The 12,655-nt window shown below is 61.7% G+C and carries 12 protein-coding genes; 9 read left to right on the top strand and 3 right to left on the bottom strand.

Features of this window, described 5'->3' with window-relative positions; all coding sequences use genetic code 11:
* The first annotated feature begins 51 nt into the window (after nt 1–51).
* The 6 genes from ACFC20_RS13925 to ACFC20_RS13900 are packed head-to-tail and all read left to right on the top strand — an operon-like array spanning nt 52 to nt 5,468.
* Nucleotides 52–702 (top strand): hypothetical protein, encoded by a 651-nt coding sequence (locus tag ACFC20_RS13925; RefSeq protein ID WP_375193543.1) that lies wholly within the window; start codon nt 52–54, stop codon nt 700–702.
* A 13-nt stretch (nt 703–715) separates the two neighbouring features.
* Nucleotides 716–1,381 carry a methylamine utilization protein gene (locus ACFC20_RS13920; protein WP_375193542.1) on the top strand — a complete coding sequence of 222 codons (666 nt, stop codon included), beginning with the start codon at nt 716–718 and terminating at the stop codon, nt 1,379–1,381.
* Complete coding sequence (locus ACFC20_RS13915; RefSeq protein WP_375193541.1) at nt 1,381–3,756, top strand: putative bifunctional diguanylate cyclase/phosphodiesterase; 2,376 nt, start codon at nt 1,381–1,383, stop codon at nt 3,754–3,756. Before ACFC20_RS13920 ends, ACFC20_RS13915 begins: the two co-directional genes overlap by 1 nt.
* Nucleotides 3,757–3,758: 2 nt before the next feature.
* Nucleotides 3,759–4,631, top strand: a complete 873-nt coding sequence (locus ACFC20_RS13910) for a DUF3034 family protein (protein WP_375193555.1) — start codon at nt 3,759–3,761, stop codon at nt 4,629–4,631.
* 2 nt (nt 4,632–4,633) lie between these two features.
* On the top strand, nt 4,634–5,059 hold the full coding sequence (locus tag ACFC20_RS13905; protein WP_375193540.1) for a group 1 truncated hemoglobin: 426 nt from the start codon (nt 4,634–4,636) through the stop codon (nt 5,057–5,059).
* Between the two features lie 22 nt (nt 5,060–5,081).
* Complete coding sequence (locus ACFC20_RS13900) at nt 5,082–5,468, top strand: DoxX family protein (protein ID WP_091989380.1); 387 nt, start codon at nt 5,082–5,084, stop codon at nt 5,466–5,468.
* Here ACFC20_RS13900 and ACFC20_RS13895 read toward each other — a convergent pair.
* A complete protein-coding gene (locus ACFC20_RS13895) occupies nt 5,458–7,254 on the bottom strand; it encodes a diguanylate cyclase (RefSeq protein ID WP_375193539.1) in 1,797 nt (598 codons plus the stop codon). The genes ACFC20_RS13900 and ACFC20_RS13895 overlap by 11 nt on opposite strands.
* A 158-nt stretch (nt 7,255–7,412) precedes the next feature.
* Between ACFC20_RS13895 and ACFC20_RS13890 the strand changes: the two genes are divergently transcribed.
* Nucleotides 7,413–7,643, top strand: coding sequence for a DUF1653 domain-containing protein (locus ACFC20_RS13890; protein ID WP_375193538.1), 231 nt, complete (start codon nt 7,413–7,415; stop codon nt 7,641–7,643).
* Between the two features lie 115 nt (nt 7,644–7,758).
* The gene (locus tag ACFC20_RS13885; RefSeq protein WP_375193537.1) at nt 7,759–9,081 is read left to right on the top strand and encodes a Na+/H+ antiporter family protein; all 1,323 of its coding nucleotides are present in this window, start codon (nt 7,759–7,761) and stop codon (nt 9,079–9,081) included.
* A gap of 367 nt (nt 9,082–9,448) precedes the next feature.
* Here ACFC20_RS13885 and ACFC20_RS13880 read toward each other — a convergent pair whose 3' ends face one another.
* Nucleotides 9,449–9,706, bottom strand: coding sequence for a YheV family putative zinc ribbon protein (locus ACFC20_RS13880; RefSeq protein ID WP_375193536.1), 258 nt, complete (start codon nt 9,704–9,706; stop codon nt 9,449–9,451).
* 136 nt (nt 9,707–9,842) lie between these two features.
* The gene (gene prlC / locus ACFC20_RS13875) at nt 9,843–11,888 is read right to left on the bottom strand and encodes an oligopeptidase A (protein ID WP_375193535.1); all 2,046 of its coding nucleotides are present in this window, start codon (nt 11,886–11,888) and stop codon (nt 9,843–9,845) included.
* A gap of 225 nt (nt 11,889–12,113) precedes the next feature.
* On the opposite strand from prlC, the gene ACFC20_RS13870 reads away from it, so the two are divergent.
* Entirely contained in the window at nt 12,114–12,650 is a 537-nt protein-coding gene (locus ACFC20_RS13870; protein WP_375193534.1) for a gamma carbonic anhydrase family protein, read from the top strand.
* The last annotated feature ends 5 nt before the right edge of the window (nt 12,651–12,655 follow it).

Here is a 12,655-nt window from a genome sequence, read left to right as displayed (position 1 = left end):
ACGGGAGGCGCCTTGCGACCTCAATTCGTTCAGACATTGGCATCTCCTGAAATGACACCACAGGTAGTCCTCGAAATCATTGACCAGGCACGGCGCAAGGAAGCCCGTTCAGGCGCTTTCCTCCGGCAGCTCCATGAAAAGGCTGCCGCGCTGCCCTCGTCGGTGACCATTGAGGGCTACCAGCCCGCCACCTGTCTGTTCCAGTTCGTGGTCGAATATATCGAGATGGCACCGCGCCTGATCGAATGTGTGGAAGCCTGCGCCCGCGAAGCCGGCAAGGCCGAGCTGTTCGCCCCCTTCGTCAAGGCGGCCATTCGCTACTTCACGCAGCCTTCGGCATTACTGGTAAGATACGACGGCCTCGATGGCCTGCTGATCAGGGCCTATCTCTGCCACCGGTTGATGGAAGAGATGCACGAGAACAATCGCTTTACCCGCGCCAGCGAGCTGGTCGACCTGGAAGCGACTCGGGCCAATCTGCTGGCGCATCAGTTGATCGGCGAACCCTTCGCCAATGAACTGGACGATTCCATCACCGTCACCGTGCTGCAGATCGCCGGCACACCGGATTATTACGAGCTGAACCTCGATCCCTTCGTGGAACAGGTCAACAACGCCGCCTGGGACTGGATGCGGCATTACTGGGAAAACCTGCTGGAACGGAACCACATCCGCTTTTCCCTCGGCCCTCGAATGTCCTGAAGTGCCCAATAGCATGAAGAAAGTATCAACCGCTGGATTGCCAGCAATCCTGTTTCTGACGGCGTGTCCCGTTTTCGCCGTCGCCCTTGAGTTGCCGGTAACGGTCACCCTCGAGGGTACCGGGGAGCCCATAGCCGGCGCGGTGGTATCCGCCGATACCCGCAGCAAACCGACGCCGGATAACGCGGAAATCTACCAGAAGAACCGGGCATTCCACCCTCGGGTCCTGGTGGTCCCGGTGGGCTCGAGCGTGGATTTTCCGAACCGGGACAACACCCAGCACCACGTTTATTCGTTCTCTCCGGCCAAGACCTTCAATATCGAGCTTTACGCAGGCAGGCCAGAGGCTCCCATCGTGTTCGACCAGCCCGGAGTGGTGGAACTCGGCTGCAACATTCACGATCAGATGCAGGGCTTTGTCGTGGTGTCCGACACCCCCGCGGTCGGCACGACCAACGACGCCGGCCAGGTGACTCTGTCCCTGGAACCCTCGCCGAATTCCGAGAGTCCCGGACGGATCCGGCTTGAGATCTGGCACCCCAGGCTGCCGGACAATACCCGGCCAATCACCCGCGAGGTAACCACCGACGCGCCGGCATCGATTTCCCTGTCGCTGATACCGGAAGCTCCGGCGGAAAGCTCCCTGGATCTGCTCCAGCAACGTTTCCGGGAGCTTTGATGAGGATTGTGTCCCGGCTTGGCTTCCGTGGGCGACTGATTGCCGCCATGATCACGCTGGTGGCGCTGGTGAGCCTGGTGGTGATCGCCATGCTCATGGTGTACCTGTTCGAGGATGAGAAAAACCGGGCACTGAACCAGTTGGCCATCGGCGAACGCCTGACCCGGGAAGTGATCGACCGGCGCACGGAGCTTGAGCTGTCCCGGCTGAGCGTGCTGGTTCGTGACTTCGGTTTCCGTTCCGCCGTGGCCAGCCGGGATCCGGCCACCATCGCCAGCGCCCTTGAAAACCACAGCGCCCGTGTCGGCGCCGGCTTTGCCCTGATTCTGGACACCGAGGGCGTACCCCTGGCAACCACCGGAATCCACCCCCTGCCCGAAACTCCACCAGGCCAACTGGCAAAGGCCCGCCAGGACGGATTTGCCCGCTCGATCCGGGCCATCGACGGGCAGGGCTATGAGGTCCTGGTGATTCCTGTTGAGGCCCCAGGCCTGCGGGCCTGGCTGGTCATCGGCTTTGCCATGGACCAGGCGCTGGCGGAGGTGATCGCCCGCCTGAGCGATACCTCCGTGATCTTCCGCGCCCACTCGCAGCAGAATAGCCAGTACCAGCGGTTTGCCGCCACCACCAGCATTGACCAGACCCTGACCCGGGAACTGGCACGAGCCGCCGGATCCGGTAGCCTGATTGAAAGCTCAGGCTATTTTACCCGCATCATCAACCTCGGGGGCGGCAATGGTGAGGGCAATACAGAAAGCAACCCCGCACCGGTACAGACCATCCTGCTGATCAGCCGCGAAGCCACCCTGCAGAGCTACTACCAGCGCGCCATCGAAATCGCCTTGCTGGTGTCCGCCATTCTGGTCTTCGCCATTCTGCTGGCGCTGATCATCGCCCGGACCCTCGGCCAGCCGGTACTGCAGCTGGCCAGCTACGCCCGCGCCATTGGCAACGGCGAATCGCCCGAACCACCGGCCATCCGGGCCGGCGGTGAGCTGACCCAGCTGCGCAATGCCCTACGGGACATGCTGAAAAGTCTCCGGGAGAGGGAAGCCCAGATCCGCTATGCCGCAAGCCACGATGACGTGACCGGTCTGGGCAACCGCAATGCGCTGATGGACGTGGCGCGGGACCTATTCGAGCGGGCCGGGGCCTGCACCCTGGTCGGCATTCGCCTGAACGATCTGTCCGACATCAACGACACCCTGGGCCTTGAATTTGGCGATAAGGTGCTGGCGGAGACCTCACAGCGTCTGCAGGATGCCCTGCCCGACGCCCACATCGTTGCCCGCACCGGCGGTGGCGAGTTTCTTGCCCTGATCCCGCCCATGGCACCGGAAGAGCGGGATGAGCGGGTCAGCGAACTGCACGACCTGATCGAATCGCCGCTCCAGATCGACCAGACACCGTTTTCGCTGCGAGTCACGGTGGTGACCATGGAGTTGCCCGAGGATGCCGCCGACACCAATGCCCTGCGCCGCCGGCTCAACCTCACCTTCGAGCAGGCGGAGGCGCATCCGGAACCTTTCACCCGTTACCAGCCCGGTCGCGACGAGAGTCACCTCCGGGAGCTGAAACTGATTACCGACCTGCATGCCGCCATCCTGACCAACGGTTTGCACATGAACTACCAGCCCAAGCTGGACAGCCGCACCGGCCAGCTGGTGCAGGTGGAAGCCCTGGTGCGCTGGATCCACCCCGAACTCGGGTTTGTCTCGCCGGAAGAGTTCATCTTTCTTGCCGAACAGTCCGGCCAGATCCACGAGCTCACCGCACACATTCTGCAACGGGTGGCCAGCGACGCCCGCCAGTGGCACCGGGACGGGATTGACACCGGCATTGCCATCAACCTGTCTGCCATGGACCTGACCTGGCGCTCGCTGATCCAGCACATTGCCGATAACTTCAGCAACTGGCATCACGATCTGGATCGGATCACCCTGGAAGTGACCGAAAGCGCGCTGATGGAAGACCCGGAAGAAGCACTGGCAACACTCAGGCGGCTCCGGGATCTGGGAGTGACCCTGTCGGTGGACGATTTTGGTACCGGTTATTCCTCGCTGTCACAGTTACGCACACTGCCCGTGCAGGAGCTGAAAATCGACAAGTCGTTCGTGCTGAAGCTGGATTCCGAACCCCAGGACCAGCTGATTGTCCGTTCCACCATCGAGATGGCCCATGGTCTGGGGCTGAAAGTGGTGGCGGAAGGCATTGAAAACCATAATACGTGGCAGCTCCTGCAGCGTTGGGGCTGTAACCTCGGACAGGGCTTTTACCTGAGTCGGCCCGTAGCAGCAGCCGATCTGCCGGAGACCGTCAGAAAGCTGGCCGAACGTGAACCAGAATTGAGCGAAACAAAACGGGAGTACACCTGATGATGATCCGACCCCTCGTCGTGCTAACGCTGGCGCTTTGGGTGGCTCCTTCGGCCTTTGCCGACATAGGCAGCCGGATCTGGGCCACCGGCGGTGTCACAACCATCGAGGGCGCCGCCGGTGGCGGCCTGGTGCCCTGGGCCCTGCTGGGCAGTTACGCCAGCGACCGGGAGTGGGGCGGCACGCTTACCCTCAGCCGGGCCGAGGTGGATGATTACAGCCTGTCGGTCACCGGGGCCGGCCTGAACTGGAACAACCGGATTGAGGTAACGGTGGCCCGCCAGACCCTGGATCTGGACAGCCTGGTGTTCACCCTCAAGAACGGCTTCGGGCTGGAACAGGACGAACTGAACCAGGATATTTTCGGGGCCAAGGTGAGGCTGTTCGGAGATGTTCTTTATAGCCCGTGGGGGCAGTGGTCTGCGGGCATCCAGCACAAGCGCCAGCGTGACTTCACGGTACCCTCGGCCATCGGCGCCCGGGACGACAGCGGCACCGATGTCTACTTCGGCGGCAGCAAGCTGTTCTTCGCCGCGGTGCTGAACCGCAACCTGCTGGTCAACCTGACCACCCGTGGCACTCGCGCCAATCAGGGCGGTCTGCTGGGGTTTGGTGGTGATCGCAACAACAGCTACGAGTGGATGCTGGAAGGCAGCGTGGGGCTGTTTCTCAACCGCCAGTGGCTGGTGGGCGGGGAATACCGGCAAAAACCCGACAACCTGGGTTTTGCGGCCGAAGACGACTGGTGGGATGTGTTTGTGGCCTGGGTGCCAGACCGGCGCCTGGCCGTGACCGCGGCGCTGGTGAACCTGGGTGACGTGGCCACCCTTGAGGACCAGCAAGGGTTTTACCTGTCTCTGCAGGGGAGTTTCTGATCATGAGCCGATTCACCGTACTGGCGGCAGCTCTGGTGCTCGCCGGCTGTCAGGCCCTGCAGGGCACACCCGAACCCACCCTCTACCAGCAGCTGGGGGAACGCCAGGGTATTGCCCGGATTGTCGAGGATCTGCTGTACCGGATTGTGGAAGACGACCGTATCAACCATCAGTTTAAAGGCATGAATGTGGCCCAGTTCCACCGCAACCTGACCGACCAGCTATGTGAGCTTAGCGGCGGCCCCTGCACCTACACCGGCCGCGAAATGCGGGAACTGCACGCGGACATGGCCATCACCGATACCCAGTTCAATGCCCTGGCGGAGAACCTGATCTTGGCCATGGAGGAAAACAACGTGCCCACGGGCGCCCAGAACCGGATGATCAAGCGCCTGGTTCCCCTGTATCCTGACATCCGCAACCTTTAACACCTGACACGGAGACCGGACCTTGCTCGAAAACGCTGACGTTGGAAAACTGATCATCCGCCTGACCCTGGGTGGCCTCATGCTGTTTCACGGCATTGCCAAACTGCTCAACGGCATCGGCTTTATCGAGGGTGAACTGGCCAGCCATGGCCTGCCAACGGTGCTGGCCTATGGCGTTTACGTCGGCGAAGTGCTGGCGCCGCTGATGGTCATTCTCGGCTACCAGACCCGCATTGGTGCCCTGATCATCGTCTTCAACATGCTGTTTGCCATTGCCCTGGTACACGCCCACCAACTGCTGAGCCTCGGCGGCAACGGGGGCTGGGCACTGGAGCTTCAGGGCTTCTTCCTGTTCACGGCGGTGGCGGTCATTTTCCTCGGCCCGGGCCGCTACAAGCTCAAGAACTAGGCGCCACCGCCGCCCGAAAGCCCCGCGCCACCATCACGCGGTTGCGGCCCGCCGCCTTGGCAGCATACAGGGCCTCATCCGCCTGACGAATCAGCTCTTGGGGCTCGAGATCCGCGGTGGGAATGAGCGTCGCTACCCCGACGCTGATGGTCAGGTGGACCGGCGCCATGTGCTCTCCGGAATAAACCGGAGACCGGGCCACCGCCAGCCGCACCCGCTCCGCCACGCGAACGGCGCCATCCTCGGGTGTAGCCGGCAGCAGGATGCTGAATTCCTCGCCGCCGTATCGGGCCAGCAGATCCCCGGACCGCTGCACTTCTTCGGCGCACAGGCTGGCCACCTCTGTCAGGCAGTCATCGCCCACCAGATGGCCGTAGTCATCGTTGACCCGCTTGAAATGGTCGATGTCGATCAGGAGCAGACTCAACGGGTGGCCCTGTCGCAGGGCCCGCTTCCACTCGTCGTCCAGCTTCTGGTCAAACCGGCGACGGTTGGCCACGTGGGTCAGACCATCGGTCAGACTAATGGCCCTGAGCTGGTCGTTGGCCCGTTCCAGTTCCTCGGTACGCTCCTGCACCCGCATCTCCAGGGTCTGGTTGGCCTGCTGCTGGATCACCAGGGCCTGCTCCTGGGCTTCCTGGCGCCGTCGACGTTCCAGGTTGATCCGGTAGGCCATGGCAAAGGACAGCAGAATCACCTCCAGTGCCACACCTACCTGGGGCACGAATTCGGTGAGAAAACTGCGGGGCATCACTCCGAGCTTGCTGACCGCCAGAATCAGATGGCCGATGAGCAGAGGCGTCCAGGCGAGCACATAGAAGCCGCCAAGCACCTGACCGTTCCGCCAGACCACCACCCCGATCAGCCAGGCGGCCAGTGTCATCACGGCGGCGAACACGCTGACCAGCACGATGCCCGATTGATAGGGGCCGAACAGGCCGTAGACGAAGCAGACAATGGCGATAAACCAGGCCACCTGAATGAAACGGTAGCTCGGCGTGCTGTACAGGCGCACGTTCAGGAACCGAAGGGTGAAATTGATGGCAAAGAACAGCGCCGCGCTGATCGCCGGCACCGTGAAAGACTGGTTCAGGGAAGGCAGGTTGGGCCAGAGCCACTGGAACAGCAGGCCATGGAAATTGAGCTGCACCAACCCGGTGGCAACCACGAACAGCACGTACCAGAGGTAGGTGGAATGCCGCACGATCACGAACAGGAACAGGTTGTACAGCGCCATCGCCAGGATGATGCCGAGGAACACCGTTTGCCAGCCGTAAGAGAGTTGTTCGTTGGCCAGGAACTGCGCCGACGGCGTGATCTCCACCGGAATCTGGACCGCGCCCAGAGTACTCACCCGGAGAAACGCCGTGGTCGGCTCGGTGTTTGAGGGCACCAGGAACACAAAATTGCGGTGGTAGATGGGTCGGCTTTCGAAGGGCAGGGTATCACCGGTCTGGTGGCGCTCGACCACCTCCCCGTTGAGCACCCAGTACACCGATACTTCGTCCAGCAGGGGGTAGCCGACCTCAAGCACCCGGTTGACCGGTTCCGGCGGCACCTCGACCTTCAGCCAGAAGCTGCCGTCGCTGAAACCGCGATTGAAGATCTCATTGGCGCTGGTTGTCTGCCAGGCCGTCGGCGGCAACGCCCGCACCTCCTGCAATGACAGCTCCCGGGCCGGGGCCTCCAGCCACTGGAAGGCCACAGGCTCGGCCCACGCCGGCCCGGACAACGGCAGTACAAGCGAAACTGTCAGAAGAAAGATGCAGAAAACCTGCCGCATCATAGCCGATTCCGGTTTCCGGGCCCGTCCGGTTGTTCTACACTTTCAGGCCCTGACTCAGTCGTTTGCATCCCTGCGGTTTTTTTCCAGTGTAGACGGTTGCGCGCCGCACGTCCTCCATACTGCAGCGCCAGCATAACCCGAACCCCTCGAGGCCCCGAATGACAGAACGCAAGAATGACATCCGCCCCGGCCGCTACCGACATTACAAGGGCAAGGATTACGAGGTGCTTGGCATCGCCCGGCACAGCGAAACCGAGGAGCAGATGGTGGTGTACCGGTGCCTGTACGGCGATTACAGCCTCTGGGTGCGGCCGCTCACCATGTTCCGGGAAACCGTGGAGGTGGCCGGTGAGCAGGTGCCCCGCTTCGCCCGCCTCGACCAGGACTGACCGTTACACAACCGCTTTGACTACCGCAGTCGTTTCCGGCACATTACCGCGCTTTTCATGATGAAGGTCCCCAAAAGGGGCCGGATCGTCCTCAATTCCTACCCGGAGTTTTGCCATGAATGCCGTTGTCGCCGCGGTCGCGATCATGCTCGCCCTGAGCCTGTGCCGCATCCACGTAGTTGTTGCCCTGATCATTGGTGCCGTTTCCGGCGGTCTGATTGCCGGGCTGTCCCTGGAAGCCACCATCGAAGCCTTCAATAACGGTCTGGGCGGCGGAGCCACCGTCGCTCTGTCCTACGCGACTCTCGGCGCCTTCGCCGTGGCCATCGGCAAGTCCGGCCTGGCCCACGCCCTCGCCGACAAGGCCCTGGCCCTGGTGGGCCGCCAGGACGAGGGCAGCGCCGGCAAAGGCGTGCGTTTTATGATCATCGGCCTGCTGCTGGCCACCGCCATCTCGTCCCAGAACGTCCTGCCGATCCACATTGCTTTCATTCCCCTGGTGGTGCCACCGTTGCTGTACGTGATGGCCAGACTGAACATGGATCGCCGCCTGGTGGCCTGCGTACTGACCTTCGGGCTGATTACCCCGTACATGTTCCTGCCCGTGGGTTTTGGCGGTATCTACCTGAACGAAATCCTGCTGGCCAAGGTCGGCGCCAACGGCGTCGATGCCGCCGGCCTGAACGTCATGAAAGCCATGGCCCTGCCGGCGCTGGGCATGCTGTGCGGGTTACTGATTGCGGTGTTCTTCAGCTACCGGAACGGTCGAAGCTATAACCTGGAGACCATCACCAAAGCGGAGCGGGTGGACGCCCGCTACAGCCCACGCACCCTGGTGATGGCGCTGGTCGCCATCGTGACCGCGTTCGTGGTGCAGCTCTGGCTGGGCTCCATGATTCTGGGCGCGCTGGCCGGTTTCGTGCTGTTCAACCTCTCCGGCGTGGTGCGCTGGAAAGAGGCCGACGACCTGTTTACCGAAGGCATGAAGATGCTCGCCATGATCGGCTTCATCATGATCGCCGCCTCGGGCTTTGCCGAAGTTATGCGGGAAACCGGCGAGATCGCCAGTCTGGTGGACAGTTCGGTGGCAGCCATCGGAGAGAACAAGGCCATGGCGGCCCTGCTGATGCTGGTGGTCGGCCTGCTGATTACCATGGGTATCGGCTCCTCGTTCTCCACCATCCCGATCATCGCCGCCCTGTATGTGCCCCTGGCCCTGCAACTGGGTTTCAGTCCCCTGGCCATCGTAGCCCTGGTGGGCACCGCCGGCGCCCTGGGCGATGCCGGCTCCCCGGCCTCCGACTCCACCCTGGGCCCCACCGCCGGCCTGAACGCCGACGGCCAGCACAACCACATCTGGGATACGGTGGTGCCGACGTTCCTGCACTACAACCTGCCGCTGCTCGCCTTTGGGTGGGTTGCGGCCATGGTTCTCTAGTTCGGAGTTTGCTGTTCCTCGTAGCCTGCTGGTTGGCCGGCAGCGAGGGGGCTGGGGGTCTTTTCCCCTTGGAAATGGAACTCGCTGCGCTCAGACATCCATTTCTGGCGGGGAAAAGACCCCCAACCCCCTCACGTCAGAACAAAACGATATTTCCAGGGATAAAGAATGAAAAACGGCTCTAGTCTCAAGCCGTTTTTCCTTGGAGGGTCTTTCTGGAAATCACTGGACAGTCCGGTCGAGAGGGTATGGGTGTGCTTTTCTGCCGGGAAAAAGATGTCTGAGCGAAGCGAGTTGTTTTTCCCAGAAGAAAAGCATGCCCATGGCCTCTCCGCCCCCAAAGCCTGCAGGCTAGAAACCGAACAGCCTACTCCTGATCATCGGCAGCAGACTTGAAAAACACCACCTGCTTGACCGTGTGATCATCCTCGTTCTTGCGCTTGTTCACCCGCGTCTCGAGCTCCGGATTGGCCGGCTGCTCGGCGTCCGACATGGCATCGGTGAAGCCGCAGGCCACGCACTCGCGCACCTGCTCATCGTCGTCAGTGGTGAACATCATGATCTTGTCCATCTCCGCACAGCGGGGACAGACGGCACCGGCGATAAAACGTTTTGGACTCGCCATAAAAACTCCCGTAGATCTAGGCAGTGGTTGTCGGGTTACGGCCGTGGGCCTAACCCGACCTACATGTTGCTGCCATGCTTGGCTCGAAACGTCATGTAGGTCGGATTAGCAACGCGTAATCCGACACCACCCGGTTTCAGGCCGCCTCGTCCGTGATGCCGGTCTGTTTGAGCAGCGCATCCACCTGGGGTTCCCGACCGCGGAAGGCCTTGAACAGTTCCATGGGTTCCTGTGAACCGCCTTTCTCCAGGATGTTGTGGAGGAACGCCTTGCCGGTTTCCGGGTCGAAGATGCCTTTTTCCTCGAACAATGAGAAGGCATCCGCTGCCAGTACTTCCGCCCACTTGTAGCTGTAGTAGCCAGCCGCATAGCCGCCGGCAAAGATGTGCGAGAAGGCGTTCGGGAAGCGGTTGAACTCAGGGGCTTCCACCACCGCAATCTCGCTGCGCACCTTGCGGTGCATGTCCAGCGGGTTGGTGGGGGCCTCGTCGGTGAATTCCGCGTGCAGGCGGAAGTCGAACAGGGAAAACTCCAGCTGGCGCACCATGGCCATGCCGGACTGGAAGTTCTTCGCTGCCAGCAGTTTCTGCAGCAGATCCTCCGGCAGCGGCTCCCCGGTTTCGTGATGGGAGGCAATCAGCGACAGGGATTCCGGGTTCCAGCACCAGTTTTCCAGGAACTGGCTGGGCAGCTCCACCGCGTCCCAGGCCACGCCGTTGATGCCGGACACGTCCAGCACGTCCACCTGGGTAAGCATGTGGTGCAGGCCGTGGCCGAATTCGTGGAACAGGGTGGTGACCTCGTCGTGGGTCAGCAGCGACGGCTTGCCGTTCACCGGTGGGGTGAAGTTGCAGGTGAGGAAGGCCACCGGCAACTGCACCTGGCCGCGCAGGTTGCGCCAGCGCACCCGGCAGTCGGCCATCCAGGCACCGCCGCGCTTGCCCTGGCGGGCAAACAGGTCCAGGTAGAACCAGGCCAGGGGCTCGCCGTTTCGGCTGATGCAATACGCCGTGGCATCCTCGTGCCAGGTTTCCACTTCCGGTTTCGCCTCGATCTGTACGTCGAACAGCTTCTCCGCCACCCGGAACAGGCCGGGCACCACCTTGTTCACCGGGAACCAGGGGCGCAGGGTTTCCGGGGAGATGTCGTACCGGGCCTGGCGAAGCTTCTCGCTGTAGTAGCCCACGTCCCAGGCCTGCAGATCGTCGACCCCGTACTCGTCCTTGGCAAACGCCTTGAGTTCGGCGAACTCTTTCTCGGCCTGAGGTTTGGATTTGGCCGCCAGCTGGTTCAGGAAGTCGAGCACTTCGTCGCTGCTGCGGGCCATCTTGGTGGCCAGGGAGCGCTCGGCGTAGTTGTCGAAGCCCAGGAGTTTGGCCTGGGCGTGGCGGCGCTTGAGGATTTCGGCCATTACCGGGGTATTGTCCCACTGGCCAGCATCCGGGCCCTGGTCGGAGGCGCGGGTTACGAAGGCTTCGTAGACTTCACGGCGCAGGTCCCGGTTGTCGCAATAGGTCATCACCGGGTAGAAGCTCGGGAAGTCCAGGGTGATCACGTAGCCGTCCAGCTCTTTCTGCCGGGCCGCCTGTTTGGCGCTCTCGATGGCGGTCTCGGGCACCCCGGCCAGCTGGTCGACATCGGTAATGTGTTTGTACCAGTGCTGGGTGGCATCCAGTACGTTGTCACTGAACTTGTTGGACAGCTCGGAGAGCTCCCGGGACAATTCGGCGTACTGTTTTTTCTTGTCCGCGGGCAGGTCCACGCCGCCCAGGTGGAAATCCCTCAGGGTGTTTTCCACGGCCTTGCGCTGGGCTTCTGTAAGATCCTTGAAATCCGGCCGGTCGGCCAGTTTCTTCCAGGCGTTGCACAGGGTTTCGTTCTGGCTGACTTCAGTGCTGTACTCGGTCAGCTTTTCCAGGCAACGCTTATAGACCTGGCGCAAGTCGTCGTTGTTCATCACGCCATTGAGATGCGAGATCACGGACCAGGCGCGGCTGAGTTTGTCGTCCAGCGCCTGTACCGGCTGGGCCAGGGTTTCCCAGGTGGGGTCGTCCTGTTCGGCCAGTTGGCTGATCTTCATCCGGTTTTCACTGAGAATCTGGTCGATGGCCGTTTCCATGTGCTCGGTGCGGACATGGTCAAACTTCGGCAACAGGTCGTCAGTCAGTAACGGGTTATTCATAGGTCCCCTTCTCAGCTTGTAAGATCTTAGGTAGTTTCGATTTATAAACGTTCGGGGCTGGCACCTGTGGGAGAGATCCTTCCAAAACACGCTCCTGGCGGCACGTCCATGTGACGCTTGACTGTCGCCTTCCCTGGCGACAGACAGTTTTGGAAGGATCTCTCCCACAGGCGCCCCGGGCCTCCGGGTACACGCGTTCAATTTCACTCGCACAGGTACTATGTAATGACGAATATACGCGCGCACAAGGGCACTACGCCATATTTTGGGGAACGGGCCTGGGTGGATCCAAGTGCCGTGGTGATTGGCAATGTTAAAACCGGTGATGATGTTTCCATATGGCCAATGACCGTGGTGCGGGGCGATATGCACGAGATCCGCATTGGCCACCGGTGCAGCATCCAGGACGGCTCGGTGTTGCACATCACCCATGCCAGTGACTACAACCCCGGCGGCTATCCGCTCACCCTCGGCGACGATGTGACCGTCGGCCACAAGGCGCTGCTGCATGGCTGCACCATTGGTAGCCGGGTGCTGGTGGGCATGGGCTGCATCATCATGGACGGGGCCGTGGTAGAGGACGAGGTGATCGTCGCCGCCGGTTGCCTGGTGCCACCGGGAAAAACCCTGGAGTCCGGGCATCTCTATGTCGGCTCGCCGTGCAGGAAGGCGAGGGCGCTGACAGAGAAGGAGCGGAGCTTTTTTACCTACACCGCCGCTAACTACGTCCGGCTGAAGGATGAATATCTTAACGATCAGTAAACCAG

The organism is Marinobacter sp. (genome assembly GCF_041984545.1).
Taxonomy (GTDB): domain Bacteria; phylum Pseudomonadota; class Gammaproteobacteria; order Pseudomonadales; family Oleiphilaceae; genus Marinobacter.
This window is presented reverse-complemented; position numbering and strand designations above follow the sequence as displayed.

Bases quoted from the DNA above. Each gene is read 5' to 3' on its own strand.
- ACFC20_RS13910 (WP_375193555.1), top strand. From the start codon at position 3,759: ATGATCCGACCCCTCGTCGTGCTAACGCTGGCGCTTTGGGTGGCTCCT.
- ACFC20_RS13880 (WP_375193536.1), bottom strand. From the start codon at position 9,706: ATGGCGAGTCCAAAACGTTTTATCGCCGGTGCCGTCTGTCCCCGCTGT.
- ACFC20_RS13890 (WP_375193538.1), top strand. From the start codon at position 7,413: ATGACAGAACGCAAGAATGACATCCGCCCCGGCCGCTACCGACATTAC.
- ACFC20_RS13870 (WP_375193534.1), top strand. From the start codon at position 12,114: ATGACGAATATACGCGCGCACAAGGGCACTACGCCATATTTTGGGGAA.
- ACFC20_RS13925 (WP_375193543.1), top strand. From the start codon at position 52: ATGACACCACAGGTAGTCCTCGAAATCATTGACCAGGCACGGCGCAAG.
- prlC (WP_375193535.1), bottom strand. From the start codon at position 11,888: ATGAATAACCCGTTACTGACTGACGACCTGTTGCCGAAGTTTGACCAT.
- ACFC20_RS13905 (WP_375193540.1), top strand. From the start codon at position 4,634: ATGAGCCGATTCACCGTACTGGCGGCAGCTCTGGTGCTCGCCGGCTGT.
- ACFC20_RS13895 (WP_375193539.1), bottom strand. From the start codon at position 7,254: ATGATGCGGCAGGTTTTCTGCATCTTTCTTCTGACAGTTTCGCTTGTA.
- ACFC20_RS13915 (WP_375193541.1), top strand. From the start codon at position 1,381: ATGAGGATTGTGTCCCGGCTTGGCTTCCGTGGGCGACTGATTGCCGCC.
- ACFC20_RS13885 (WP_375193537.1), top strand. From the start codon at position 7,759: ATGAATGCCGTTGTCGCCGCGGTCGCGATCATGCTCGCCCTGAGCCTG.
- ACFC20_RS13920 (WP_375193542.1), top strand. From the start codon at position 716: ATGAAGAAAGTATCAACCGCTGGATTGCCAGCAATCCTGTTTCTGACG.